General features: G+C 45.1%; 25 protein-coding genes. 5 read left to right on the top strand and 20 right to left on the bottom strand.

Features of this window, described 5'->3' with window-relative positions:
* Positions 1 to 60 precede the first annotated feature (60 nt).
* A complete protein-coding gene (gene suhB / locus B2W60_RS02625) occupies positions 61 to 855 on the bottom strand; it encodes an inositol-1-monophosphatase (protein WP_292361710.1) in 795 nt (264 codons plus the stop codon).
* Between the two features lie 223 nt (positions 856 to 1,078).
* Here suhB and B2W60_RS02620 point away from each other — a divergent pair, with 223 nt between their 5' ends.
* Positions 1,079 to 1,378: an Lpp/OprI family alanine-zipper lipoprotein gene (locus tag B2W60_RS02620; RefSeq protein ID WP_226073992.1), complete on the top strand. Its 300-nt coding sequence runs from the start codon at positions 1,079 to 1,081 to the stop codon at positions 1,376 to 1,378.
* 80 nt (positions 1,379 to 1,458) lie between these two features.
* On the opposite strand, the gene B2W60_RS02615 is transcribed toward B2W60_RS02620, so the two are convergent.
* The gene (locus B2W60_RS02615; RefSeq protein WP_292361709.1) at positions 1,459 to 2,622 is read right to left on the bottom strand and encodes a L,D-transpeptidase family protein; all 1,164 of its coding nucleotides are present in this window, start codon (positions 2,620 to 2,622) and stop codon (positions 1,459 to 1,461) included.
* Between the two features lie 204 nt (positions 2,623 to 2,826).
* Here B2W60_RS02615 and B2W60_RS02610 point away from each other — a divergent pair, with 204 nt between their 5' ends.
* Complete coding sequence (locus tag B2W60_RS02610; RefSeq protein ID WP_292361708.1) at positions 2,827 to 3,609, top strand: outer membrane protein assembly factor BamD; 783 nt, start codon at positions 2,827 to 2,829, stop codon at positions 3,607 to 3,609.
* 27 nt (positions 3,610 to 3,636) lie between these two features.
* Here B2W60_RS02610 and B2W60_RS02605 read toward each other — a convergent pair whose 3' ends face one another.
* From B2W60_RS02605 to sucC, 4 genes are read right to left on the bottom strand one after another with little or no spacing between them, the layout of a single operon-like run.
* A complete protein-coding gene (locus B2W60_RS02605; protein WP_292355467.1) occupies positions 3,637 to 3,975 on the bottom strand; it encodes a P-II family nitrogen regulator in 339 nt (112 codons plus the stop codon).
* Between the two features lie 8 nt (positions 3,976 to 3,983).
* Positions 3,984 to 5,627 carry an NAD+ synthase gene (locus B2W60_RS02600; protein ID WP_292361707.1) on the bottom strand — a complete coding sequence of 548 codons (1,644 nt, stop codon included), beginning with the start codon at positions 5,625 to 5,627 and terminating at the stop codon, positions 3,984 to 3,986.
* On the bottom strand, positions 5,627 to 6,499 hold the full coding sequence (sucD, locus tag B2W60_RS02595; RefSeq protein WP_292361706.1) for a succinate--CoA ligase subunit alpha: 873 nt from the start codon (positions 6,497 to 6,499) through the stop codon (positions 5,627 to 5,629). The genes B2W60_RS02600 and sucD overlap by 1 nt, the downstream gene beginning before the upstream one ends.
* 6 nt (positions 6,500 to 6,505) lie before the next feature.
* Complete coding sequence (gene sucC, locus B2W60_RS02590; RefSeq protein WP_292361705.1) at positions 6,506 to 7,669, bottom strand: ADP-forming succinate--CoA ligase subunit beta; 1,164 nt, start codon at positions 7,667 to 7,669, stop codon at positions 6,506 to 6,508.
* A 140-nt stretch (positions 7,670 to 7,809) separates the two neighbouring features.
* Here sucC and pip point away from each other — a divergent pair, with 140 nt between their 5' ends.
* The 3 genes from pip to B2W60_RS02575 are packed head-to-tail and all read left to right on the top strand — an operon-like array spanning position 7,810 to position 9,854.
* Positions 7,810 to 8,775, top strand: a complete 966-nt coding sequence (gene pip, locus B2W60_RS02585) for a prolyl aminopeptidase (protein WP_292361704.1) — start codon at positions 7,810 to 7,812, stop codon at positions 8,773 to 8,775.
* Entirely contained in the window at positions 8,772 to 9,215 is a 444-nt protein-coding gene (dtd, locus tag B2W60_RS02580) for a D-aminoacyl-tRNA deacylase (RefSeq protein WP_292361703.1), read from the top strand. The genes pip and dtd overlap by 4 nt, the downstream gene beginning before the upstream one ends.
* 12 nt (positions 9,216 to 9,227) lie before the next feature.
* Positions 9,228 to 9,854: a lytic murein transglycosylase gene (locus tag B2W60_RS02575; protein ID WP_292361702.1), complete on the top strand. Its 627-nt coding sequence runs from the start codon at positions 9,228 to 9,230 to the stop codon at positions 9,852 to 9,854.
* Here the strand turns inward: B2W60_RS02575 and B2W60_RS02570 are convergent.
* The 14 genes from B2W60_RS02570 to aroA form a co-directional block, all read right to left on the bottom strand.
* Positions 9,833 to 12,217 carry an EAL domain-containing protein gene (locus B2W60_RS02570; protein ID WP_292361701.1) on the bottom strand — a complete coding sequence of 795 codons (2,385 nt, stop codon included), beginning with the start codon at positions 12,215 to 12,217 and terminating at the stop codon, positions 9,833 to 9,835. The genes B2W60_RS02575 and B2W60_RS02570 overlap by 22 nt on opposite strands.
* A 414-nt stretch (positions 12,218 to 12,631) precedes the next feature.
* Positions 12,632 to 12,841 carry a cbb3-type cytochrome oxidase assembly protein CcoS gene (gene ccoS, locus B2W60_RS02565; RefSeq protein ID WP_292361700.1) on the bottom strand — a complete coding sequence of 70 codons (210 nt, stop codon included), beginning with the start codon at positions 12,839 to 12,841 and terminating at the stop codon, positions 12,632 to 12,634.
* A gap of 3 nt (positions 12,842 to 12,844) precedes the next feature.
* The gene (locus B2W60_RS02560; RefSeq protein WP_292361699.1) at positions 12,845 to 15,301 is read right to left on the bottom strand and encodes a heavy metal translocating P-type ATPase; all 2,457 of its coding nucleotides are present in this window, start codon (positions 15,299 to 15,301) and stop codon (positions 12,845 to 12,847) included.
* A 30-nt stretch (positions 15,302 to 15,331) separates the two neighbouring features.
* Positions 15,332 to 15,838: a FixH family protein gene (locus tag B2W60_RS02555; RefSeq protein WP_292363955.1), complete on the bottom strand. Its 507-nt coding sequence runs from the start codon at positions 15,836 to 15,838 to the stop codon at positions 15,332 to 15,334.
* Positions 15,835 to 17,274: a cytochrome c oxidase accessory protein CcoG gene (gene ccoG, locus B2W60_RS02550; RefSeq protein WP_292361697.1), complete on the bottom strand. Its 1,440-nt coding sequence runs from the start codon at positions 17,272 to 17,274 to the stop codon at positions 15,835 to 15,837. Before ccoG ends, B2W60_RS02555 begins: the two co-directional genes overlap by 4 nt.
* 278 nt (positions 17,275 to 17,552) lie before the next feature.
* A complete protein-coding gene (gene ccoP / locus B2W60_RS02545; protein ID WP_292361696.1) occupies positions 17,553 to 18,485 on the bottom strand; it encodes a cytochrome-c oxidase, cbb3-type subunit III in 933 nt (310 codons plus the stop codon).
* Positions 18,478 to 18,687 carry a cbb3-type cytochrome c oxidase subunit 3 gene (locus B2W60_RS02540; RefSeq protein WP_292361695.1) on the bottom strand — a complete coding sequence of 70 codons (210 nt, stop codon included), beginning with the start codon at positions 18,685 to 18,687 and terminating at the stop codon, positions 18,478 to 18,480. Before B2W60_RS02540 ends, ccoP begins: the two co-directional genes overlap by 8 nt.
* Complete coding sequence (ccoO, locus tag B2W60_RS02535) at positions 18,680 to 19,357, bottom strand: cytochrome-c oxidase, cbb3-type subunit II (protein ID WP_292361694.1); 678 nt, start codon at positions 19,355 to 19,357, stop codon at positions 18,680 to 18,682. Before ccoO ends, B2W60_RS02540 begins: the two co-directional genes overlap by 8 nt.
* A 10-nt stretch (positions 19,358 to 19,367) precedes the next feature.
* Positions 19,368 to 20,789 (bottom strand): cytochrome-c oxidase, cbb3-type subunit I, encoded by a 1,422-nt coding sequence (gene ccoN, locus B2W60_RS02530; protein ID WP_292361693.1) that lies wholly within the window; start codon positions 20,787 to 20,789, stop codon positions 19,368 to 19,370.
* 707 nt (positions 20,790 to 21,496) lie between these two features.
* A complete protein-coding gene (locus B2W60_RS02525) occupies positions 21,497 to 21,883 on the bottom strand; it encodes an MTH938/NDUFAF3 family protein (protein WP_292361692.1) in 387 nt (128 codons plus the stop codon).
* Between the two features lie 5 nt (positions 21,884 to 21,888).
* Positions 21,889 to 22,179, bottom strand: a complete 291-nt coding sequence (locus tag B2W60_RS02520; protein ID WP_069296502.1) for an integration host factor subunit beta — start codon at positions 22,177 to 22,179, stop codon at positions 21,889 to 21,891.
* Between the two features lie 110 nt (positions 22,180 to 22,289).
* The gene (gene rpsA / locus B2W60_RS02515) at positions 22,290 to 23,963 is read right to left on the bottom strand and encodes a 30S ribosomal protein S1 (protein ID WP_292361691.1); all 1,674 of its coding nucleotides are present in this window, start codon (positions 23,961 to 23,963) and stop codon (positions 22,290 to 22,292) included.
* 109 nt (positions 23,964 to 24,072) lie between these two features.
* Positions 24,073 to 24,735: a (d)CMP kinase gene (gene cmk / locus B2W60_RS02510; protein WP_292361690.1), complete on the bottom strand. Its 663-nt coding sequence runs from the start codon at positions 24,733 to 24,735 to the stop codon at positions 24,073 to 24,075.
* Positions 24,728 to 26,056: a 3-phosphoshikimate 1-carboxyvinyltransferase gene (gene aroA, locus B2W60_RS02505; RefSeq protein WP_292361689.1), complete on the bottom strand. Its 1,329-nt coding sequence runs from the start codon at positions 26,054 to 26,056 to the stop codon at positions 24,728 to 24,730. Before aroA ends, cmk begins: the two co-directional genes overlap by 8 nt.
* Positions 26,057 to 26,063: the final 7 nt, after the last annotated feature.

Below are 26,063 nucleotides of genomic sequence, written 5' to 3'. Positions count from 1 at the left end.
TCAGTTCATTAAGGCATGTCTGGCATGCGCTGTTAAAAAATGTCCCGTTGGGGACCTCAATCACTTCAGATTGTCCATCACAAACGGGGCAATACATTTTTGCAGATGAGCATGGATTGATAAGTTGCCGACAATAACGTGCCCTTTATCTAAAACCTTGTCACCGCCGGTAAAGTTCGTCACCGAACCACCCGCTTCTTCAACCAGCAATTTTCCTGCAGCCACATCCCAGTTTTCCAGGCCGATTTCCCAATAACCATCGACACGTCCAGCAGCGACATACGCTAAATCAAGTGCTGCCGAACCGGCGCGACGAATATCCGCCACTTTTGGTAAAACCGCGGAAAACATCTGCATATAAGCATCTAAATGTTGCGGATATTTGAAAGGAAAACCGGTGGCAATTAACGCGCCATTGAGATCTTTACGTTTACTGACACGTAAGCGACGGTCATTTAATTGAGCACCTTCACCGCGACTGGCCGTAAATAATTCATCACGCATCGGGTCAAACACTACCGCATGTTCAATACGACCTTTGACCATCACAGCAATTGATACACAATAATGCGGAAAACTATGCAGATAATTTGTCGTTCCATCCAATGGATCAATTATCCAGACCACATCATTTTGTCCGGTTTCACCGGACTCTTCTGCCATGATGGCATGATCCGGATAAGATTTTTTTATCGTGTTAATGATTTCCTGTTCCGCCAGGCGGTCAACATCAGTCACAAAATCATTCAATCCCTTAGCGGTAACCTCTAAATGATCGACATGTTGTAAGGAGCGCATAATCAGGCTACCTGCCTGACGAGCCGCACGTACGGCTATATTCAGCATCGGATGCATAGAACAAATTTTTCCAGAGCAAAAAAAAGAATGCGACAGAAATAGTAAATACTATTCCAGTCCAAAAAAAGAGAGCATAATTATAGCAACTATCGCCACCGATTCGCAGTTTAAATTTGTGGCAATAGACAGCAGAAATATTTCCTGCTAGCCTTTTGACAGGCCTGCATTTACAAACGAAATGGAAATGCTACCAACCCTAGTACACTTTAAGGAGATACAAATGAAATCATTAGCTAAACTGAGCGCCGTTATCCTGCCTTTGGCATTACTGACTGCATGTGCAAATACTGCTGAAATGGAAGCATTAAAAGGTTCAGTAGAATCTGCACAATCAACAGCTGATTCTGCTTTAGTTGCAGCTCGCAACGCGCAAAGTACTGCTGATACTGCACAACGTACAGCTTCTGACGCTGAACTGGCTGCAATGAATGCTCAAAAAGCGGCTGAAGATGCACAAGCACAAGTTGATGCTTGCTGTGCAAAAATCGACCGTATGTTTGAAAAAGCAATGAGCAAATAATCTAAACAATTATTTTCAAAGCTAAAACAAAAAAGCCGGGATTTATCCCGGCTTTTTTGATTCTGCCGTTTGCTGTTTTGTCAGAACATTTCTTCTGACAGATGCGCAGGCCAAACTGGAATACCTGCTGCCGCAGAAATTCTATCCGCCGCTTCACGCGCAGCTTGCAGACTATCAAACGGCCCTACTACTACTTCATCAATCGCTTTATTTCTCAATGGCCAGAATTTGTCCTGCATATTCAATTCCTGTAATGCTTTGCGCATTTTTGCGCCGGTTTCCAACTTTAAACCGCCATGTACAAACCAGACATTATCAACAATCTTTTCTTCTTGCTGATTAAGCTGCTTAACGACACCATGCGTAGACATGACAATCTCTTCAGCAAAGGGCCAGTCCTGTTCTGATAACACGGAATCCTGTGCATCCAATACGGCCATCACCATGGGGGTCATATTACCGCTCACTCCATCATACATTTCAGGAATCGGCTTATGCGCTTCCAGATATAGCTTGCCGTTAGACAGGGCAGCTTTATAAGGATGATGAATAATATTCACTTGGGTGTTTAATGAGACCAGGCTATACAAATGTTCAATATCTTCCGGATACAAACGAATACAACCGCTACTGACTCGTAAACCAACCCCGTATGGTTTGGCAGTACCATGAATCAAATAGCTTGGATTGGATAAACGTATAGCGCGTGTGCCAAGAGGATTATCCGGGCCAGGAGGTACAACTGCTGGCAGGATATCGCCCTCTGCCGCATGTTCTCTACGTACAGATTCTGGTGGTGTCCATGAAGGATTTTCACGTTTTTGAATAATAGATAGCTTACCTAAAGGCGTGTCCCGGCCTTCACGGCCAATACCGATTGGGTGAGTGATGACTTGTTGTGCTTGATTGGCCTGTTTCGGCGGAAAATAAAATAATCGCATTTCCGGAATATTGATCACGACACCTTTTTGGGGAGCATCAGGCAGAATGAATCTGTTCGGTATCAATACCGGTTGATTATCGCCTGGCAACCAGGGATCCAGATTTGGATTCGCCGCAACCATATCGGTGTAACCCATATCAAATTTACGACCAATATCCAGTAAAGTATCTTCGTGTCGACTGTAAACAACGAGGTTGTGTCCGATGACACGGGTTTCCTCATCATGCAATTCAAAGGTGGTTGCACCGACTGGCAATACTAATAAACTAGTGGCCAAACCGATAAATAAACGACTAATCATTACAAACCTATAGAGTTAAGGGTGAATAAACAGCAGCTATTGTACAATGTTCCATGACAAGTGTTACTACTGAGGAATGTTGAACAAAAAAAGTAGCCTTCATTAGTGACACTGAAAGATAAACTGTCCGTGGTGATGCTTTGCCAAGTTAAACAGTCTACAATCGCAGGCTGTAATTTTTTGTTTTGATACAGATAGAAGCCAATGATGAAATACATCCTGACATTGTTCCTGTTGCTGACACTAACTGCATGTTCTTTCTTTTCAGGGAGAGAGCCTGTAGTTGCTGAAGAAAGCTGGACCGTAGAACGGGTTTACGCCGAAGCCAAAGCGGCTTTAAACATTAATGATTACCGCACAGCCATTGAATACTACGAACAACTGGAAGCGCGTTTTCCATTTGGTCAATATGCGCAACAGGCATTACTTGATTCGGCTTATGCCTATTACAAAATAGACGAGCCGGAAACCGCTATCGCTACATTGGATCGTTTTATGCGTGTCTATCCGCTTAACGAGAACGTTGATTACGCCATGTACCTGCGTGGGCTTATCAATTTCAACCGCGATATGGGTATTCTGGAAAAATATATTCCCCGCGATGAAACACAACGTGATCCCGGATCAGCCTTACAGGCTCTGCGTGATTTCACAACGCTGGTAAATCGTTTCCCAACCAGTCGTTACAGTGATGATGCTGCTCAACGCATTGTTTATCTGCGTAATCGTTTAGCCCAACATGAGTTACATGTTGCCAACTATTATATGCGTCGTGCGTCATATCTTGCGGCCGCTAACCGTGCCAAGTATGTCATTGAGAACTACCCGCGCACTCCAGCAATGCCGGATGCATTAGTGATCATGGCCAAGGCTTATAAAATTCTGGAACTGGATGATTTGTCTGAAGACGCATTACGCGTTTTGGAAAGAAACTACCCTGGTCATACAGGGGTAGCCGATGTACGCAGAACGACGCTGTTTGATTAACAGCGTCGTTTTATTGGCCGGCTGAATTTAGATAGCCGCTTCGCCATCTTCACCTGTACGGATCCGAATGGCTCGTTCCAGAGGTGAAACAAAAATTTTGCCATCGCCAATCCGACCGGTATGTGCGGCTTTGGTAATGGCTTCGATACACGCATCCACCTGATCATCTGCCAGCACGATTTCCATTTTTACTTTCGGTAGAAAGTCCACAACATATTCCGCGCCACGATACAGTTCTGTATGACCTTTTTGTCTGCCAAAACCTTTGACTTCGGAAACCGTCATACCGGTGACCCCGATATCAGACAATGCTTCACGTACATCATCCAGTTTGAACGGTTTAATAATGGCTTCGATTTTTTTCATGTGATTGCCTACTCTATAGTTGACGTTACGGTATAACCTGATGTTATCGGATAGCGACGATCTCTGCCAAATGCTCTGCCGGTAATGCGAATTCCCGGCGGAGCCTGACGCCGTTTATATTCACTACGATCTACCATTTTAATGACCTGTGCAACCGTTTCTGCATTAAATCCGGATGCGACCAGATCCTCAAAACAGCCATCATTCGCTACATAGGCTTCCAGGATGTCATCCAATACTTCATATGCAGGCAATGAGTCCTGATCCAGCTGATCGGCTGAAAGCTCTGCCGAAGGTGGGCGCGTAATAATTCGTTCAGGGATCGCCCGGGCCAGGCTATTTCGGTAATGCGCCAGCTTATAAACAAGGGTTTTATATACATCTTTCAGTGGCGAGAAACCGCCTGCCATATCACCATACAGGGTGGAATAACCAACGGCCATTTCACTTTTATTACCGGTAGAAAGCACCATAGCACCTGTTTTGTTAGATATCGCCATCAGCAATACTCCGCGACAACGGGCCTGTATATTTTCTTCGGTGCCATCCGGCTGTGTGCCCGCAAAAACATCTTCCAACTCATGCAGAAATGATCGAAACAAATTTTCAATACCAATTATCCGATATTGAACGTTCAGGATAGCGGCCATTTCTGCTGCATCATCCAGGCTGATTTGCGAGGTATAGCGTGAAGGCATCATCACTGCCTGTACACGTTCAGCACCAAGTGCATCAACGGCCAACGCCATGGTTAAAGCTGAATCAATGCCACCGGATAAACCGATGACTACACCCGGAAAGTGATTTTTTTCCACATAATCCCGCAAACCGCAAACTAAAGCGTTATATACCGTTTCCAGCTCACCCATCAATGGTTGTTGTGGTCCTTCCAGTTGAACTTCCTGTCCGGTTTTGTGCACCTTAATTGGCACCAATGCTGCTGCAAATTGTATGGCCTGGACGCTTTTTTCACCTGACGCATTGACCGCAAATGACGCGCCATCAAATACCAGCTCATCCTGACCACCAATCTGGTTCACATATAAAATCGGGACATTATTTTCCCGCGCCCGCTTGCACACTTCGGCCTCACGCAACAGCGTTTTGTCCTGCTTAAATGGAGAGGCATTCAAATTAACAATGATTTCAGCCCCGGCATCCACAGCCTGAGCCGTTGGCTCGACAAACCAGATATCTTCGCAGATGGTTAAACCGATCTTAATCTGGTTTATTTCAATGATGGTGGCTTCATGGCCTTCGATGAAGTAACGCTTTTCATCAAACACCCCGTAATTGGGTAGTTTTTGTTTGAAGTATTGTGCGGTAATCTGATGTTTGCTGATGACAGAAGCCACATTAAACAACTCTTTACCAACTTCACCTAACGGGTGACCCACAATAATCGTGATATCGTCTATTTGCTGACAAAGTGTTTTTAGTGACTTATCAACACGCTTCAGCAGGCCAGGCCTTAATAACAAATCTTCCGGTGGATAGCCGGTCAGACATAATTCTGGAAACACCACCAGTTCAGCGGCATGTTGTTGTCTCGCCTGCTGAGTTGCAGCAATCACCTTTCTGGTATTGCCAGCCACATCTCCAACAATGGGATCGATTTGTGCCAGCACTACCCGAATTTGATTATTGGCCATTAACTTTCCATCAGTTGCAGCATAGTTGAACCAATTTCTGCCGGGGATCCAGCAATGGCAACACCGGCGGCTTCCAATGCGGCTAATTTAGCCTTGGCGGTACCCTGACCACCACTGATAATGGCCCCGGCATGCCCCATACGTTTGCCTGCAGGAGCGGTTAAACCGGCAATATAGGCTGCGACCGGTTTGCTGACATACTGTTTGATATATTCCGCTGCATCTTCCTCGGCCTGACCACCGATTTCTCCGACCATCACAATACCCTCGGTTTGCGGATCAGCTTCAAACAATTCCAGACAATCAATGAAGTTCATTCCATGTATGGGATCGCCTCCTATTCCCACACAGGTACTTTGGCCTAATCCATTCTGCGTGGTTTGATAAACCGCCTCATAGGTCAGTGTTCCTGAACGCGAGACGATACCGATTTTTCCCGGCAAATGAATGCTGCCCGGCATGATACCGATTTTGCATTCACCCGGCGTGATAAGGCCCGGACAATTTGGTCCGATCAATCTGGCATCATAGGATTTCAATGCATGTTTAACCCGCAACATATCCAGTACCGGTATACCTTCTGTAATACAGGCAATCACCTTTATACCGGCATCTGCCGCTTCGAGGATCGCATCGGCAGCAAAAGCTGCAGGTACATAAATCATACTGGCATCAGCACCTGTTTCAGTTACCGCTTCATGCACGGTATTAAAGACCGGTTTATTTAAATGTGATTGACCGCCCTTACCAGGCGTTACACCGCCAACAAACTGGGTGCCATAGGCAATGGCCTGCTCGGAATGAAAAGTGCCCTGTTTACCGGTAAATCCCTGACAGATCACTTTGCTGTCTTTATTAACCAAGATACTCACGTTGTATTACTCCCCTGCCGCAGCGACAGCCATAGCTGCTGCTTCAGTTAAATCCTGTGCTACGCGCAGATTCATACCACTGTTTTCCAGCAATGTGCGCCCTAAATCGGCATTGGTGCCTTCCAACCGAACCACAACCGGTAACGATAAACCGACTTCTTTAGCGGCTTGCATAATGCCTTGTGCGATCAAATCACAACGCACAATGCCACCAAAAATATTGACCAGGATGGATTTTACTTTTTTGTCTGATAAAATCAGTTTAAACGCTTCAGCAACACGATCCGCGGTAGTCCCGCCACCAACGTCCAGAAAATTGGCCGGCTCTCCGCCCTGCTTCTGAATCAAATCCATGGTGGCCATTGCCAGACCAGCACCATTTACCATACACGCCACATTGCCATCCAGAGCGATGTAATTCAGTCCGAAATCACGGGCAATTACTTCGGCAGGATTTTCCTGGGTCGGATCAAATAATTCAGCCAAATCGGCATGGCGATATAACGCATTTTCATCGACGTTGATTTTGGCGTCCAGTGCCAGTAAATCACCCGCATTGGTTATCACCAATGGGTTGATTTCCAGCAGACTGATATCTTTTTCACAGAACAGCTGATACAGGTTTTGCATCAGCTGTTGCAGTTGTTTGAACGCCGCACCGGTGAGCTGCAAAAAGAAACCTGCTTGACGACATTGATAGGGTTGCAAGCCAGCAACCGGCTCGATATATAACGTCAGAATAGCCTCTGGTGTTTTCTCGGCTACCTCTTCAATGTCCATGCCACCCTCGGCAGAAATCATAAACACTACCCGCTGTGTCACCCGGTCCACCAGTACAGCCAGATAGAGTTCGCGTTCAATTGCAGATGGTGCCTCAATCCAGACTTTATTAACCGGTAGCCCCTCGGCCGTCGTCTGATGTGTTACCAGCTGACTTCCCAGCATGGCATTTACTGCGTCAGTTACCGCTGATTGACTGTCTTCAACTCTGACACCGCCGGCCTTACCTCGTCCCCCACTGTGTACCTGAGCCTTCACCACCCAACGTTGACCACCAATCGCCGTTATGGCCGATGCTACTTCATCAGAGCTGGATATCATCTGTCCTTTGGGTGTCTCGATGCCATATCGGTTAAACAATTGTTTTGCCTGATACTCATGCAGGTTCATGTTGTGTTCGCCTTGTATGTCTTTATTACTGCTGACCAGCAGTGCCAACAGTTAAACGTTATATTTTCGCCCATCAAGGTAATAATTACCATCATCTGACATGATATAGTTGCCTGCTGAAAACTAACACGGAACCGTTTATGCGTACTCTTTACCCTGATATCGAGCCTTTTCACAGCCAGCTATTAGCCTGTGAAGAAATGTCAGATGGACGCCGTCATCAAGTTTATATTGAACAGTGCGGCAATCCTGAAGGGATCCCAGTGATTTTTTTGCATGGAGGTCCCGGCTCCGGATGTCGCCCGCAGCATCGCTGTTATTTTGATCCTGAGCGATACCACATCATTCTGTTTGATCAGCGAGGTTGTGGACGTTCACAGCCGTCAGGTGAGCTGGAAAATAATACAACTGATTATCTGATCGCGGATATGGAAGCTATTCGTAAATTGCTGAATATTGAAAAGTGGATGCTATTTGGCGGCTCCTGGGGAGCAACGTTGGCATTGGCTTATGCCCGACAGTATTCACAGCATGTCTCAAAAATGGTGTTACGCGGCACTTTTCTTGGCAGGCAGCAAGATATTAACTGGGTATACGCTGCAGGAGGCGCATCAAGAATATTTGCTGAAGCGTGGCATGCACTGGTTAAAGATGTACCTGAAAGCGAACAGGAAAAGCCGTTAACTTACTTTTATCAGCAAATAACCCACCAGAATGAACAACAACAGATAATGGCCGCCAATACTCTGCAAAGCTGGGAAGCGACTATTGTGATGATGCGCGATCAGCATTATCAACCAGAAGCTGAGGCATCACCGGGACCGCTGGCACACGCCAGAATCCAATTGCATTATGCTTTGAATGAATGTTTTTTGGCCGAGAGTCCATTACTCGACAGTATTAAAAAAATTAACCATATCCCGGCAACCATTATTCATGGCCGTTACGATATGGTGTGCCCCATGCAGCAATCCTGGGAGGTCTATCAGCGTTGGCCAAAGGCCTGCTTTGAGGTGTTACCCCTGGCCGGTCATGCAGCAAGTGAGCCAGCAATTATTGATGCGCTGGTTCGAACTACCGATAAACTAGCAATGCAATTTGTATGATCGCTTTGTTACAACGGGTCAGCCAGGCAAATGTCACCATTGCCAACAACCAGACCATCGCGCAAATTAAACAAGGCTTACTTGTGTTTGTTGGTGTGGAGAAGGCTGACACCCCGCTTATCGCCGACAGGTTGTTGCAGCGGATTGTAAACTATCGGGTGTTTAGTGATGCTGACGATAAGATGAATTTAAGTTTGCAGGATATAAAAGGCGATTTATTGCTGGTGCCACAATTTACTTTGCCGGCGGATACCCGCAAAGGTAATCGCCCCAGCTTTACCCCAGCAGCGCCCCCTGAACAGGGCAAAAAACTGTTTGATTATCTGTTGACACAGACTCAAGATCTTTCAATGACTGTTGAGTCGGGACAGTTTGGTGCAGATATGCAGGTTTCACTGACCAATGACGGGCCGGTCACTTTTTGGTTACACGTTAATTAATTTCGGATTTTTATGCGTATATTGCTCAAATTTTTACTCGGTACAGCTTTAGTCATCATTGGCATTGCTGCATTAATGCTGATTCCGTCACCGCAACCGACGGATCCAAAACCGTGGGAAATTACGGTTATGCCCGATGAACAGATTGAAGTAATGGGCGTGCATTTAGGCACCACTTCCTACGGCGAGATTCAGCAGTTATGGCGTGAAGCAGGGGAAGTCGCTTTATTTATCAGTGTTAACGAACGTATTACTGCAGAAGCTTTTTTTGAATCCGTCAATCTTGGGGGATTGTCTGCTCGCGTGGTGGTTAATCTATTGCTGGATGACAATGAATTAAAATCCATGGCGTCACGGGCCGCTTCGGCGAAGTTACAGCCAAGTGGTGCACGACGTTATGATCCGGCATTTGATGATAAACAACGTTTATTGTCTGCTCCGGCGACCGCCATTACCTATATCCCTAGCGTGAGACTAGATGCAGAGATGGTTCGTAATCGCTTTGGTGAGCCCGATGAAATCAGTGATGAAGCTGAAGAAAGTGCAGCTGAAATCTGGCATTATCCTGCATTTGGACTGACCATCAGACTGCATCCGGAAGAAAGGCCCGTGCTGACTTATACAGCTCGGACCTTTTGATCATTTTGTTTTATATATTCCATCAGCTCGTTTAAGTTTATAGCCCTGCTGAAATAAAATCCCTGAGCACGTTTACACTGGCTCTTACGTAAAAATGCAAGTTGCTCTGCCGTTTCAACCCCTTCCGCAACAACTTGCAAGGCAAGACTGTTAGACATCGCCAAAATGGCATTAACGATTGCCGCATCATCACTGTCTTCAGTGACATCACGGACAAAAGTCCGATCAATTTTTAACACATTGAGTGGAAACTGCTTCAAATAAGACAGTGAAGAATACCCCGTACCAAAGTCATCAATTGCCAGCGTGATACCCAGCAAGCTTAATTCACGTAAGGTTTGCACAGCCTGCTCAGTGTTTTCCATTAACAAGCTTTCGGTGATTTCCAATTCCAGATTTTTTGCTGGCATACCTGATTGTTCCAGCAAATTACGAATAAAGTTAACCAGCAGATTGCCTTTGAACTGGCGCCCTGAAAGGTTAACAGCCATTAAGAAGTCATCCGGTAAATAATCACAATTAGCCATGAAGGCTTCACAGGTTTTTTTTAACACCCATTCACCCACAGTACTGATCAAACCCGTATCTTCAAGCACCGGCACAAATATCGCGGGCGACACATCCCCCCATTGTTCGGTATGCCAGCGTAATAACACCTCTGCACCAGCAACACGACCGGTCTCAAGTTCAATTTGCGGTTGAAATTGCAAATAGAACTCCTGCAACTCAACCGCACGACGCAGGGCGGTTTCCATCGCCAGACGCTGCGATGCCTGTGCATTCATTTCTGAGGAATAAAACTGAAAATTATTACGTCCTGTACTCTTGGCGTAATACATTGCCGCATCGGCATTTCTCACCAGCATGTCTACATCACGACCATCCGCAGGATATAAACTGATACCAATACTGGGACTGATATTCACTTCAATGTTATCCAGCATATAGGGCAGTGATGTTGTATTGAGAATTTTCTCAGCAACCTTTCCGACATATTGCGCTGAGTTGATATCTTCCAGAATCACGGTAAATTCATCACCACCCAGCCTGGCTACGGTGTCACTCTCCCGAACACAGGAACGAATTCGCCGCGCCACCTCACAAAGTAAAATATCGCCTGCCTTGTGGCCTAGCGAATCATTAATATGTTTAAAGTGATCCAGATCCAGGAAAAATACTGCCAGTCGACCATTTTGCCGTTGTGCTTTATGAATGGCATGCTCTAGACGATCTTTAAACACGCCACGATTTGGCAACCCGGTCAGAATATCGCTGCTGGCTAAACGTGTCAGTCTTTCTTCATTTTGCCGTTGATTGGTAACATCTTCATATAGCCAGATAGATCCCTCTGACGGGTTTTCAGGATCAATGACTTGCCCGGCGACAGCACACCAGAATTTCTCACCATTGGCCCTTTTCATCTCGACCTGGGCTTCAAAATTTTCTGCTTCAGACAGGGCGTTATAAGCCTGATCTCCGAAACGCTTAAATGCTTCCTCGCTTGGATGAAGACAAAGTGTGCTTTGACCTTCAATATCTTCGCGTGGAAACAAAAACAGTTGTTCGAATTTATTATTCACCCGAATAATATGACGGTTTTTAATAAAGGCAATACCCACCATGGCGTTTTCCAGAATGGCGTTTAATTCATTGCTGGTCTGCACCAACGCCAACTTGGTTCGCTTCCATGAACTGATGTCTGAAATCACGCAAACCCAGATATCATCGTCAAATTGTGATAAAGGGCGAAGTGACAACCACATGGAAAAAGTCTCCCCGTACCAGTTTCGCCCTTCAAATTCACGATTAATTTTTTGTGATTCAGCAATATCGTTGAGTGATTTAATGTGCTCGGATGGGGCAATGAACTGCAGAATATTCTGTCCAGCTAATTGGTTTTCACTCGCTTGTAATATTCGTTCAGCAGCAGGATTGCATGAGCTAATTGATCCATCCGCCTGGATAGCCAGAATCGCTTCAGGGACGCCGTTAAGAATGGCTCGAAGCCTTGTTTCACGGATTTCGAGCGAATGCTTGGTTTCATCCAGCTTTGCAATCAACTCCTGGGTTTGTGCAGCAAAGACATTAAAGTCATTGGCAAGTAAATTAAATTCACTCTGACCATTACTGGTTGACATTCGGGTATCAAATTTTTGTTCTGACAAGGCATGCATTGCACTTCGTAATCGCTGCATAGGCTGGTTGATACGCGCTTTCATGCTGAGTACAAACCAGGTTATTCCTAAAACAATCATTAAACTGCTAAAGATCATCAACCATCTGTAATGACTGAATACAGAAATGGAAATTCCAGCAATCACCAATACCATTAATAGCGTAATAACAGCCCATAAATTCAGCATGGTCCGGATGCTCCAATGCTTAAACATATTTTCCCTGTTCATATAATTCACACTCGTTCATGGAGCTGGTATGAAAACTCAAAAGCATCCGATTTGAATCGGAGATACATTCCATTTTGTAATTTGCTAAGTCAAACTTTGCTACTGAGACGGACATACTGTTGATACTGGAAAAGGTCCATCTCGCTATCTTAACTAGTGTCCCTGTTGCACAAGGCATAGCACTGTTCAGTCGGGGCATATAAAAGCTGCATAAAGATTGCTTTTCTGATGATTTTTCCTGGATAAAAGCACAATTATATGCAGGCCAACTACAGCTAATGATCCGTTGATACTCCCATTCATATTAAAGTACCGTTCTGCTGCCAAGCCATTGTTAGTTGGCATAAACGGGGTTGCGGATGGAATAATAATTTAATCAGATTTATGCTCATTATTATTTGTATTTTCCACGTCTGATTCCACTTCGATTTCTTCTGAATGATTATCATCTTCCATCAAAACTCGATTAGCGGCGCCTTCCATATCATCATATTGGCCACTGCGAACGGCCCAGAAAAAAACCACAACTCCCACTAAACCCAGTAATAACATCCCGGGTAAAAGTCCGTATATGACCTCCATAGCCTACCTCTTAAATATTCGACTAATCCTGGCAGCATTACCAATGACAAGTAACGAACTTATCGGCATCGTGATTGCTGCCAGTAAAGGACTGACTAATGCCATCATTGCTAATGGAACCATAATCACGTTATAGCTGATCGATAATACAATATTCTGGCGAATAGTGCGTAACGTCCGGGTAGCCAATTGCCGCGCTAATGCAACCTGACTTAATTGATTGTGTGATAAAACAATATCTGCACTTTCAATAGATACATCCGTTCCGGAAGCCAGCGCAATGCCTACATCAGCCTGAATCAATGCCGGCGAATCATTAATGCCATCCCCTACCATGGCAACACAATCGCCCTGTTGTTGTAATTGTTGAATAAACCGGCGTTTATCAGCAGGCAAGACCTCGGCCATGCGCTTAATATTTCCAAGGTCGGCCGTTACTGAATTGACTACCTGCTGTCGGTCTCCGCTTAACACAGTCACTTTAAGACCATTGGCTAACATGTCCGAAATCATGGCTTTGGCGTCATCACGTAATGTATCAAACAGGCCTAATATGCCGATTAATTTTTTCTCGCTGGCGACAAACACACAACTGATACCTTGCTGCTCCAGCTGATCGACTTTTAACTGCCAGGCGTTATTAAGAATAACCTGATGTGAAAGCATCCAATCCGCGGTGCCAACAATAATTTTATTGCCTTCAATCTGCGCTTCCACGCCTCTTCCCGGAGAGGCATAAAACTGAGATATCTCAAATAACGGGAGGGCATATTGCTGAGCGGCTGAAACAATCGTTTTTGCAATACCATGCTCGGATTGCTGCTCTGCCGAAGCCGCAATCTGCAGTAACTGTTGTTCGGAGATTCCTTCTGCGGTAATTCGTTCAACCAGCTTAAGTCGTCCTTCAGTCAAGGTACCGGTTTTATCAAACACGTAATGTGTTACGCGGGATAACGATTCCAATGCAACACCCTGTTTGATCAGGATTCCATTGCTGGCCCCCACTCCGCTGGCAACAGCAATGGACATTGGCGTGGCCATACCAAATGCACAGGGACACGTAACCACTAAAACCGAGGCTGCGGCCAGTAAGGCTTTTTCAAAATCACTCCCAACCCAGAATACAAATGTTAGCGTTGCAAGCGTCAGCGTAATAACGACAAACCAGGGCACGATTTTGTCTGCCAATGTTTGAATGGGGGCTTTTGAAGTTTGTGCCTCATCCATCAAAGCGATTATTTTGGCTAAGGCAGTATGGCGTAATACCTGCTGCGCTTTCACCACAAATGCACCTTCACTATTGATGCTTCCAGCGACAACCATGTCGTTTACCTGTTTGCGCACAGGTTGCGATTCCCCTGTCAGCATCGATTCATCTACGGCGCTCTCGCCATCTGTCACAACGCCATCAACTGGAATATTTTCACCCGGCCGCACTAAAACCAAATCACCGACCTTAACCGAACGAATAGGTACTGTTTTCTGTATCCCTGCTTCAATGACTGTTGCCAGTTTGGGCTGCAATTCGAGCATGCGACGGGTGGCTGATAACGCATTGCGTTTGGAAAGCGCTTCCAGATAACGCCCAATCAGAATAACAAATATAAAGTTCACGACTGTATCAAAGAAAACTTCGCCTTCAACTGAGCCAGTAAAAGTAATATAGGAAGAATAGAGATAAGTGGCCGTTGCACCGATAGCAATCGGTAAATCCATTGTTAAATAACGACTGCGTAATCCGCTGATTGAATTTCGGAAAAAAGGATAACCCGAGTAAAGTAAGGTTGGAGTAGCAATCAAAAAACCAACCCAATGAAACAAGTCTCGAAACTCATCCTCAGCAGCACCGGAATAAAGGGCAATCGAAACCCACATCAGGTTCATCATCGCAAACCCGGCAAATGCCATACGATAGATTAATCCACGGTGTCGCTTAGCCAATGCCCCTTCTGCCGTTTCCGGATCAAATGGAACAGCGGCATAACCAAGCTCAGCTAAATGCTGCATTAAAATGGATAAGGACGTTTTGCGATTATCCCAACAGATGCGACAGCGTTTTGCTGTCAGATTCACATCCGCCGCCAATACACCTGGCAATTTATATAAAGCATGCTCAATTAACCAGACGCAGGCTGCACAATGAATGCCATCAATTAACAGATTTATCGTGCGTTTTTCATCAACGGTGTCGACATAATCAGCCTGAATTTCATCGAGATCGTAGGCATGGAAATCATTTGCAGTATCGGGGGGTGGGGCGAGTCGTTCGCCCTCTGGAGTTTTGCTATAGAAGCTTTGTAAACCTGCAGCATAGATCGTCTGGCAGGCCATTCTGCAACCATGGCAACAGAACTCATGCGTGGTTGACTGAATTTGTGCAACAAATTCACCGGAATTCCTGACGGGAAGCCCGCAGTGAAAACAATCGCAGGCTTTAACTTGCGTAGTAGCTTCAGACAATGAGTTTCAACTTACCAGTTACTAACGAATTTAAGGATCGATAAAAATACGTCGAGTGATTAAAAATTCATCTTCACCACGTTTGGCTTCAACGATGATGTCCCAGTTTCCCGGCAAACCAAATTCAACATCGGTGCCATAGCGACCCAGTCCTATTGGGTTCATCTCAACTGAAAAATCTTCACGCATATCGGATGGACGATAAGCAAACAGGGTAACGGAGTCCAACTGTACTGCCGTTGAGTTTTTGCCCTGAATAAACACTTCATAGGCCTGACGTTGATTTACCCGACTTTTGGGCGGAGCCATAATAACGCCGCTCCAGCCCAGTTTTTTTTCCTGCTCCATTTGCAACTCTTGCTGGGCATACTTCTTACCACGCTCGTAATAGTTATCAACCACCAGATTAGGCGGCGAACTGAATGCCAGATAAATAAAGATAATATTGACGGTTACAAAGGTGCATAAAAATGCTAAAAAACCTAAAACCCACGGGTTTTTTAATGCCTGATTATTGTCTTGTGAAATAGCCATCATTTCGGCCCCATAAAAATACTTTCGTATTGCACAGAAATATCCGGATTTGAAATAACATTCGCGATAAATGTGACATGCTCAAGATCTTTGTTGAGCATTCCATCAGGAATTCTGACTAGCGCCTGCAATGGAATAACCTTACCGGGTTCGATAATAACGTTGTGATCGATACCATGCAAAGTTGCTCCATCCAAACCACTGATGGCATATTCTACCTCAATGTTTTCATTCGTCTTGTTGAGCATTTTAAGTGTGTAACGGTTTTGAATAGACCCATCGCTGAGCTGGACAAATACAGGTTGGCGGTTATGAATCACCTGAAATTCAGTTGTGGAAAGCGTCGCAAAACCATATCCGACGCCCGACAGTGCCATCATTAAAATGAATGAGTAAATGATAACTCTTGGGCGCTTGTATAAAGCAGCGGGTTGAGCATTGTGATGTAAATCCTTATAGGATGCGTAACGAATCAATCCACGAGGCTGATTGGTCTTATCCATAATGCTGTCACACGCGTCAATACACATACCACAGGTGATACAGCCTTCTTGCTGGCCTTTACGAATATCGATGCCGGTCGGACACACAGCCACGCACACCTTGCAATCAATACAGCTACCTTTAGTGGCATCAACAGCCCCCTTTTTCAGTTTACCGCGTGGCTCTCCACGCTCGGCATCATAGGCTGGCAGCACCGTATCCTGATCATACATTACGCCCTGTAAACGTGCGTATGGACAAAGCCAGAAACAAACCTGCTCTCGCATAAAACCCGCAAAAACATAGGTACCAACGGTAAACATACCTAATACAATCCAAGCCACCAACGAAGCCTGTAAAGTGAAATAGTCATGCCAGAGCTGGTAAGCATCAGTAAACCAGGCAGCAAACGATACCCCTGTTAACAGGGCAATTGCCAACCAAAGACCGTGCTTCAGAGTAATACGTGAGATTTTGCTGATGGAGGCCGGCGCATTTTTAAATTTCATCGCCTTCTGAGGGGTATCCCCTTCGATGCGTGTTTCGATAAACGTAAAAACATCTGTCCAGACAGTCTGAAAACAGAAATAACCACAGAATACGCGACCGGCTATACTGGTGACTGCAGCCAGTAATATGGCAAAAAACAACAAGGTAAGGGACAACATCCAGATATCTTGCGGAAAAATTGTGATATCAAAAAAATTGAACTGCCGATTGGGAATATCAAAAAGAACAGCTTGTTGTCCATTCCAACGGAGGTAGGGACCAAGAAAGAAGATTAACCACACTGACATGCCAAACCATTTCAGTCGTCTGAAACGGCCCGACATACGTTTTGCTACGACTTTAGTGCCGCCGGCGTTAACATGCCAGTCAGAGACCTCATCATAGATGTCATTAATATTGAGCTCAGCTGACTTCGCTTGTTCCGACACAGTTTGGACCTCATTCACAGCTTATCCGATGGAATTGTAACACGTTCGAGCACATAAGCATTTACTGATTTAGTTTTTAATTTACAAAAAAAGCCGAAATAATCGGCTTTTTTTGCGTTTATCATTTACTTAATTATCGTTGGAACTATCTTCCATATTTTTGACTACCTTGTATGCAATGACGCCAATGACAACTATCGTCAATACAAGACTTATAATGGAACCAATCGCTACAGCATCTAAACCCATATCAATCTCCTTGCATCTGTCGACACGCAATAATCAGTTTACGTTTACTATTCGCCACCACCAAGCTGGTGTACATAAATTGACAGCTTTTTGATTTCGTTTTCAGTTAAACGTTCTGTTTCATCACCTTCGTAATATTCTTCAGGATCATCACCGTACTCTTCTGCCTCAAGACGCACGGCAAGTTTTTCATTCCAGGCAGGCATAACAGCTACGCGTGTTTGCGGATCGTTGGCATCATTCACACCATGAAGAATGGTATGGCGAATTTCATCGGGCTCACCCGAAAAACGCCAAACTTTGTCCGCAAGATTCGCTGAACCAAGCTGCTGGATACCTTTGGCATCTGCACCGTGGCAAGCCACACAGCCTTTTTCGTTATATAGCTTCCACTCAGCTTCTGTGGCTTCGCCATTAGAACTGTTTATAACAAACTCAACCAAACCATCAACTTCTTCATCCGTCAATAATTCAGCATGTGCAGGCATCATGCCTTGACGGCCTTTAGCCAGTGTTTCGATAATTTTGTCCACAGTACCGCCATACAACCAGTCATCGTCGGCAAGAATGGGATAACCAGAACCAGGTTGTGGATAGCCACCAACACCATGGCAGGCAGCACAGTTATCGCCATAAAGCACCTTGCTGGAACCTACCGCATAACGCAACAATTCATCATCTTCAAGAATCTCTTCAGCAGACAGTGCAGCGATACGATCTTCAAACGGTGCACGTTTTTCTTCGATTTTTGCCAGATCTTCTTTGTATTCTTTAATCTGGGTCCATCCCAGAATACCTTTGGTATTTCCTGTTACCAATGGCAGAGATGGATACAAAATAAAATAGACCAGCACTAATAAACCACTCAGATACAGGGCTATTGTCCACCAGCGTGGCGGTGGATTAGTTAACTCTCTGATGCCATCCCATTCATGACCAGTATCTGGACATTCATTTGGGTTTTTATTGTTATCAGCCATCATTTTTCTCCGAATTTATATCGTCATCTCTCAGCGGCAAGTCACGATGTGATTCAAGCTTTTCTTTATTTTTTGGACGTAAGACCCAGAAATACATACCAAACATCAGTAAGAAAATTATGACCGTCAGTATCGTACCAACCCAATCGCTTACGGTCATTGCTGACCAATTTGTATTGAAGTAGGATAGAAAATCACTCACGGTAATCTCTACCAGGTTCGAAATTGATCATAGTGCCTAATACCTGCAGATAGGCCACCAAAGCATCCATTTCTGTTTTACCCTCTACCGCTTCAGCTGCACCCAGGATTTCTTCATCGCTATATGGCACACCCAATACCTTCATCGCTTTCAGGCGTTTAATCATGCCTTCTCCGTCAATGGTGGCATTATCCAGCCACGGGTAACGCGGCATAACAGATTCAGGTACGACAGAACGTGGATCCCGTAAATGCTGAATGTGCCAAGCATCGGAGTATTTACCCCCCACACGTGCTAAATCGGGACCTGTACGTTTAGACCCCCATTGGAACGGGTGATCATATTTTGATTCCACTGCGAGCGAATAATGACCATAACGATCTTTTTCATCACGGAATGGACGCACCATTTGTGAATGACACAGGTAACACCCTTCACGTTGATAGACATCACGTCCAGCTAATTCCAAAGCAGTATAAGGACGGACGCCTTGCAGTTCTTCATATTCAGGATAAACATCATCCTCAAATGTATTTTGCAGATAAAACAATGGCACAATTTCTACAATACCACCGACTGAAACAACCAAGGCCGTTGCCAGCACCAGTCCCCAAACGTTTTGTTCAACCCACTCTTGAAAACTAATGCGTTTATTAGATTTTTTAGCCATGCTGATACCCTCAAATATTCGCTGCAGTTGCCATTTCGGCGGACGGTTTTGCAATCGCGCGGCGAATGGTCACTGTTACGTTAAACAGCATGACGACCGCACCCAGGAAGAATATCAATCCACCAATTGCACGCATCGCATAATAAGGATGCATTTGAGCTACCGACTCGACAAAGGTATAAGCCAAGTTGCCATATTCATCATAAGCACGCCACATCAAACCTTGCATGATGCCGGATACCCACATTGCAGTGATGTATATAGCGGTACCAATGGTTGCCATCCAGAAATGCAGATTAACCAGTTTGACGGAATACATGGTAGTTCCCCACATACGTTCCACCATATGGTACAGAGCACCAACAGACACCATTGCAACCCAACCTAATGCACCCGAATGAACGTGTCCAATAGTCCAGTCAGTGTAGTGTGACAATGCGTTTACAGTTTTCGAAGCCATAACCGGACCTTCGAAGGTTGACATTGCATAGAATGCCAAAGAAACAATCAGAAAACGCAAGATGTAGTCAGTACGCAATTTATCCCAGGCCCCGCTTAGCGTGAACATACCGTTTAATGCCCCGCCCCATGAAGGAATAATCATCGCCAGAGAAATTGCAGCACCCAATGAACCGGTCCAGTCAGGCAACGCGGTGTATTGAAGATGGTGAGCACCTAACCATACGTAACCAAATACCAATGCCCAGAAATGGATAACGGACAGACGGTAAGAGTAAACCGGGCGATTTGCCTGTTTAGGTACAAAGTAATACATGATGCCAAGGAAGCCCGCCGTCAGGAAGAAACCAACAGCGTTATGGCCCCACCACCATTGAATCATCGCATCCTGAACACCTGAGAAAATAGAATAGGATTTCCACATACTCACAGGAATCGACAAGCTGTTAACCACATGGAGGTAAGTGATCATGATCATCATTGCCAGGAAGAACCAGTTGGCAACATAGATATGTGAAACCTTACGGATGGATAAGGTCATAATGAAATTGAACATGTAACTGATCCAGACCACTGCGATCAGAATATCCAATGGCCATTCCAGCTCGGCATATTCTTTTGACTGAGTTAAACCCAATGGCAGTGTGATAATTGCACCGAGGATAATCAGGTTCCAACCCCAAAAGGTGAACCAAGCCAGTTTATCACTCCAAAGTCTTACGCCTGAGGTACGTTGAACCACATAAAATGCTGTCGCCATCAGGGTTGAACCACCAAAGGCGAAGATTACCGTATTGGTATGCAACGGACGCAAGCGACCAAAGCTGATATAAGGATTATCAAAATTCAGATCCGGCCAGGCTAATTGTGATGCAATAAATACACCCATGCCTGTCCCAGCAACCAAATAGACAACCGCCATGTAGGCGAACCATTTGACCACTTCAAAGTTGTACTGTTGTTTCGCCTGCATAGCGATCACACCTTCTCTCTCATGAAAACTCTTTCACTGCTTCTTTTAATTATTTTCAGAAACAGAACCCAATTTCATACTGCCTAACAATCAAGCCCAATGAATTTTACCGCAAAACAACTATGTTGATGATTTCAAATCCGTGATCCAGATCAATTTTGCTGGTTTTGCTGAGTCTTTTGCCACAGTTTGCTACTTTCGCTAAGACTTTTCCTGCTTAACTATATTCAAACTAGGAGAATTTTCCTGACTTCACTCAGCGTGGTCAAGTTTTAGCATTTAAGCTATTTCAGTATCCGCTAATAAGTAACCTAAAAACAAGGATTTAAACCTTAAGTTTAATATGGGTATTTATCTGGTTATCTGCATCTGTAAGAGGTTCACCCGCACCGCAGTCTGTTTATTTCTAAACACCACCACTGCAACTGGAAATTTTGTTTAACTTGGGGAGTGACTTTAATATGAAAGATTTCCAACACTGCAGGAGATCGGGAAAGTACTCCCAACCTTTTGGATTGTGTCTGTAAAAGCTGTCCACAATGGCTGGTATTTGATTTGGAAAAAGTACTGAAATGTCTGCGAAGTTTTTGTCTGTAAGTCTCAAAGACAATTACAGTGATATATTTCGTAACTGGCATTGCGCACAGTTTATAAATCTTGATTCAAGTTACCTTGGAGGCACCGATCAAAATCAACCGGTAGCCGGACTAAAAACTAACCAGTACTATCGGCTTTCTGCCTTCATTCAAGAGCAAATTGTAGGTACGGCATGCAGCACCAAGTGACATGGTTTCCAGTGAAATACCATGCTCAGCCAATTTGGTGGTGATTTGTAATACTTGAGGAGTTATACCTTCGTCATTCACCATGATGATAACGTCAGCATTAAAGGCTTTTATTTTTTCAATGAGAGTGTTGCTTTGCTTCTCAGCCAAAGTTTTCAGATCAAACGTATCAAATACGCCCTCAGGTGACAGTGTGCAATTGTGGGTTATTCGTTGTTGCGGTTGATTTGGAGCTTGAATCAGTAGAAAGCCGTCGCCATAACTTTTTATTACAAGAGCGTCAGTAACGGCTTCCTGACTAATTTTCATTTCTGTTAAAAACCAGCGGCATTATTTACACGATCGCGTAATTCTTTTCCGGGTTTGAAGTGAGGTACATATTTTTCATCAAGCTTGACGGATTCACCACTTTTTGGATTCCGTCCCACTCTGGGGGGACGATGATGCAGTGTGAAACTGCCAAACCCTCTGATCTCAATACGATCACCACGTGACAGACAGTCGCTCATCTGTTCAAGAATTAACTTTACCGCTAGTTCAACGTCTCGGTAATTTAATAGAGATTGTTTTTCGGATAGTATTTCTATCAAATCAGACTTGGTCATAATTTCCTAGATTCCCGGCAGTAGACTTTGGGTTATGCCTTAAACATCAAGGCAGCTGTACAACAAGAAAATAAGCATCCGGCTTGACCGGATGCTTATTAATGATCAGATTAGCTATCTTTCTGATTCATTTGTTCTTTCAGCAAATCACCTAAAGTGGTATTGCCGGAACTGACATTGCTGTACTCTTTCACTGCTTCGGATTCTTCTTGATCATCCTTCGCTTTGATAGATAGAGTCAGCGTGCGATCCTTACGGGACATTCCTGTAAATTTAGCTTCGACTTCATCACCGATATTCAGCACTTTGCTGGCATCTTCGATACGTTCACGTGAGATATCAGCAACACGAACATAACCTTCAACACCTTCAGCCAATTCAATTGTTGCGCCTTTTGCATCAACTGCAGTGACTTTACCGGTAACAACAGTGCCACGTGGGTGTTCAGACAAATAAGCAGAGAACGGATCGTCTTGCAATTGTTTGATACCCAATGAAATGCGTTCACGTTCTGGATCAATAGCCAGTACCACGGCTTCAACTTCATCGCCTTTTTTGAAGTCACGAATCAATTCTTCGTTTTCTTCTTCCCAGGAAATGTCTGACAAGTGAATCAGGCCGTCAATGCCACCATCCAGGCCAATGAAGATACCAAAATCAGTGATGGATTTGATAGCACCGCTGACTTTATCACCTTTGTTATGAGTCATGGAAAACTCTTCCCAAGGGTTTGTCTGGCACTGTTTGATTCCCAGTGAGATACGACGACGTTCAGCGTCAATGTCCAGAACCATCACTTCAACTTCATCACCTAAAGTAACCAGTTTTGAAGGGTGAACGTTTTTGTTGGTCCAGTCCATTTCAGACATGTGAACCAAACCTTCAACGCCATCTTCGATTTCAACAAAACAACCGTAGTCGGCAATGTTAGTGACTTTACCCTGGATGCGGGTGCTGTTTGGATAACGACGTGCAATATCTTTCCATGGATCGTCGCCCAGTTGTTTCAGGCCCAGCGATACACGTTCACGTTCTTTATCAAATTTCAGAACCTGTACATCGATTTCGTCACCGATAGCAACAACTTCTGAAGGATGTTTAACACGTTTCCAAGCCATATCAGTGATATGCAACAGACCATCAATACCACCAAGGTCAACAAACGCGCCGTAGTCGGTCAGGTTCTTAACGATACCCTTAACCACTTTGCCTTCTTCCAATGTTTCCAGAAGGGCTTCGCGTTCAACACTGTTCTCAGCTTCCATTATGGCACGGCGAGAAACGACGATATTATTACGTGGGCGATCCAGCTTAATCAGTTTGAACTCAAGCTCTTTGCCTTCGAGGTGTGAAGTATCGCGAATAGGACGCACATCAACCAGTGAACCTGGCAGGAATGCACGGATGTTTTCCAGATCAACAGTGAAACCACCTTTGACTTTTCCGGAAATGATCCCCATAACCGTTTCATTGGCTTCAAATGCGTGTTCCAGTCTGATCCATGCTTCAGCCGCCTTGGCTTTTTCACGTGATAACTGCGTTGCACCAAATCCATCTTCCAGTGTTTCCAGAGAAACATCGACCAAATCACCAACAGAAACGGTGATTTCACCTTTTTCGTTCATGAATTCGGCAACTGGGATAGCGCCTTCAGATTTCAGACCTGCGTTAACCATAACAACATCAGGACCGACATTGACTACCGTACCGGTAACAATTTTGCCTGGTTGCATTGGGGTTGCGTTTAGACTCTCTTCAAAGAGATCAGCAAAGCTTTCGCTCATTATAAATATCCTTGACCCTGTATAGATAACAGAATCGCCCGTTAGACCTGCAAATGCAGGAAATTAACAAAAAACCTAGCTGGACCACCCAACTAAGTACCCTAATAAATCAGCCAGTTAATGCACTGACTTTTTCTAAAACTGCTTCTATTCCGAGTTGTGTTGAATCCAGAATAACGGCATCATCGGCAGGCCGTAGCGGCGCTACTTCACGTTGCATATCCCGATCATCACGTTCAGATATTTCAGCTACGAGATCGGAAAGGTTACTATCAATTCCTTTCTCTTTCAACTGCTTATATCGTCTCTCCGCCCGAACCTCCGCACTGGCTGTCAGAAAGACTTTAAATGTTGCGTCAGGAAACACTACGGTCCCCATATCGCGACCGTCAGTCACCAATCCGGGGGCCTGGCGAAAATCGCGTTGTCTTTGCAATAAAGCTGCACGTACCGCCGGTAATGCGGCAACTTTTGATGCGGCATTACCGGCTTGCTCGGAACGAATCAACAGTGAAACATCATCACCTTCCAGGACAACTTGCAGCTGACCATCTTTTAACAGAAACTTTACATCCAACTGTCCAGCCAGTGTTGCCAGCGCAGTTTCATCGGCTAAGTCAATATGATGTTTCAGGGCGGCTTGTGCAAGAACACGGTAAATCGCTCCACTATCCAGATAATGCCAACCCAGCTTTTCTGCCATACGTTGCGCTAAAGTACCCTTACCAGAACCGCTTGGACCATCTATCGTCAAAACCGGTATCTCAGACATCGAAAGCATCGATCTGTAAACCACTGTTATTTGCTAATTCGACAAAGTTGGGAAAAGAAGTCGCCACATTGGCACAGTCATTAATTTGAATAGCGCCACCTGCTTGTAAAGCGGCCATGGCAAATGACATCGCAATGCGGTGATCGCCGTGACTGTCCACTTCACCACTGCCTATCACGCCACCTTCGATAATCATCCCATCTGTTGTTGGCTGTGCATCGATACCCAGTGCTTGTAAACCATCGGCCATCACCTGAATTCGATCACTTTCCTTGACGCGTAATTCTTCCGCGCCGGTTAAGACTGTGCGACCTTGCGCACAGGCCGCGGCAATGAATATTGCCGGAAATTCATCAATTGCCAGTGGCACCTGATCTTCTGGAATGTCAATGCCTTTCAATGGTGCATAACGAACACGAATATCGGCAACCGGCTCGCCACCGGTGACAGCTTCATTACTCAGGCTGATATCGGCGCCCATTTCACGCAGGATATTGATCACACCAATGCGTGTCGGGTTAACACCCACATGTTGCAAAGTGATATCTGAACCCGGCGCAATTGCCGCACCGACCATAAAGAAAGTAGCCGAAGAAATATCCCCTGGTACATCGATACTGGTGGCGGTTAATTTGCCGCCACCTTTAATACTGATACGATTACCCTGAACATTCACTGGATATCCCATGCCCTGTAGCATGCGTTCAGTATGATCTCGTGTCGGCGCAGGTTCAGTTACACAGGTTGTGCCTTCCGCATACATACCGGCTAATAACAGACAGGATTTCACCTGAGCACTGGCCATCGGCAAGTCGTAATTAATAGCCGCTAATTTATGACCACCATGAATCGTCAGCGGTGGTTTGCCGTCGGTAGTATCAATCTGAGCTCCCATGAGTGCCAATGGATCGGTCACCCGACGCATCGGACGGCCTGATAAGGATTTATCCCCACTCATTATCACGTCAAAGGATTGCCCCGCCAGCAGACCACTTAATAAACGGATCGAAGTGCCGGAATTTCCCACATACAAGTCATTTTCGGGTGCCATCAATCCATGCATGCCGACACCATGCACGGTGACTTTGCCGTCGACCGGGCCTTCTATCTTAACCCCCATGGCTCGAAAAGCAGCCAGTGTAGCCAGCGCATCCTCACCATCAAGAAAACCGCTGATTTCGGTGACGCCCTCAGCCAATGAACCCAGCATGATAGAACGGTGTGAAATGGATTTATCTCCGGCCACACGAAAACTGCCCGTTAACTGACCACCGGCCTGTACCACAAATTTACGATCCTGTTGCCCGCTCACGCTGTTCATCACTCCC

It is taken from the genome of Methylophaga sp. UBA2496, assembly GCF_002341635.1.
Classification (GTDB): Bacteria; Pseudomonadota; Gammaproteobacteria; order Nitrosococcales; family Methylophagaceae; genus Methylophaga.
This window is presented reverse-complemented; position numbering and strand designations above follow the sequence as displayed.

Excerpts from the sequence above, each read along its gene's own strand:
- suhB (WP_292361710.1), bottom strand. The coding sequence starts at position 855 with ATGCATCCGATGCTGAATATAGCCGTACGTGCGGCTCGTCAGGCAGGT.
- B2W60_RS02620 (WP_226073992.1), top strand. The coding sequence starts at position 1,079 with ATGAAATCATTAGCTAAACTGAGCGCCGTTATCCTGCCTTTGGCATTA.
- B2W60_RS02615 (WP_292361709.1), bottom strand. The coding sequence starts at position 2,622 with ATGATTAGTCGTTTATTTATCGGTTTGGCCACTAGTTTATTAGTATTG.
- B2W60_RS02610 (WP_292361708.1), top strand. The coding sequence starts at position 2,827 with ATGATGAAATACATCCTGACATTGTTCCTGTTGCTGACACTAACTGCA.
- B2W60_RS02605 (WP_292355467.1), bottom strand. The coding sequence starts at position 3,975 with ATGAAAAAAATCGAAGCCATTATTAAACCGTTCAAACTGGATGATGTA.
- B2W60_RS02600 (WP_292361707.1), bottom strand. The coding sequence starts at position 5,627 with ATGGCCAATAATCAAATTCGGGTAGTGCTGGCACAAATCGATCCCATT.
- sucC (WP_292361705.1), bottom strand. The coding sequence starts at position 7,669 with ATGAACCTGCATGAGTATCAGGCAAAACAATTGTTTAACCGATATGGC.
- pip (WP_292361704.1), top strand. The coding sequence starts at position 7,810 with ATGCGTACTCTTTACCCTGATATCGAGCCTTTTCACAGCCAGCTATTA.
- dtd (WP_292361703.1), top strand. The coding sequence starts at position 8,772 with ATGATCGCTTTGTTACAACGGGTCAGCCAGGCAAATGTCACCATTGCC.
- B2W60_RS02575 (WP_292361702.1), top strand. The coding sequence starts at position 9,228 with ATGCGTATATTGCTCAAATTTTTACTCGGTACAGCTTTAGTCATCATT.
- B2W60_RS02570 (WP_292361701.1), bottom strand. The coding sequence starts at position 12,217 with ATGCTGAATTTATGGGCTGTTATTACGCTATTAATGGTATTGGTGATT.
- ccoS (WP_292361700.1), bottom strand. The coding sequence starts at position 12,841 with ATGGAGGTCATATACGGACTTTTACCCGGGATGTTATTACTGGGTTTA.
- B2W60_RS02555 (WP_292363955.1), bottom strand. The coding sequence starts at position 15,838 with ATGATGGCTATTTCACAAGACAATAATCAGGCATTAAAAAACCCGTGG.
- ccoP (WP_292361696.1), bottom strand. The coding sequence starts at position 18,485 with ATGGCTGATAACAATAAAAACCCAAATGAATGTCCAGATACTGGTCAT.
- ccoO (WP_292361694.1), bottom strand. The coding sequence starts at position 19,357 with ATGGCTAAAAAATCTAATAAACGCATTAGTTTTCAAGAGTGGGTTGAA.
- ccoN (WP_292361693.1), bottom strand. The coding sequence starts at position 20,789 with ATGCAGGCGAAACAACAGTACAACTTTGAAGTGGTCAAATGGTTCGCC.
- B2W60_RS02525 (WP_292361692.1), bottom strand. The coding sequence starts at position 21,883 with ATGAAAATTAGTCAGGAAGCCGTTACTGACGCTCTTGTAATAAAAAGT.
- B2W60_RS02520 (WP_069296502.1), bottom strand. The coding sequence starts at position 22,179 with ATGACCAAGTCTGATTTGATAGAAATACTATCCGAAAAACAATCTCTA.
- rpsA (WP_292361691.1), bottom strand. The coding sequence starts at position 23,963 with ATGAGCGAAAGCTTTGCTGATCTCTTTGAAGAGAGTCTAAACGCAACC.
- cmk (WP_292361690.1), bottom strand. The coding sequence starts at position 24,735 with ATGTCTGAGATACCGGTTTTGACGATAGATGGTCCAAGCGGTTCTGGT.
- aroA (WP_292361689.1), bottom strand. The coding sequence starts at position 26,056 with ATGAACAGCGTGAGCGGGCAACAGGATCGTAAATTTGTGGTACAGGCC.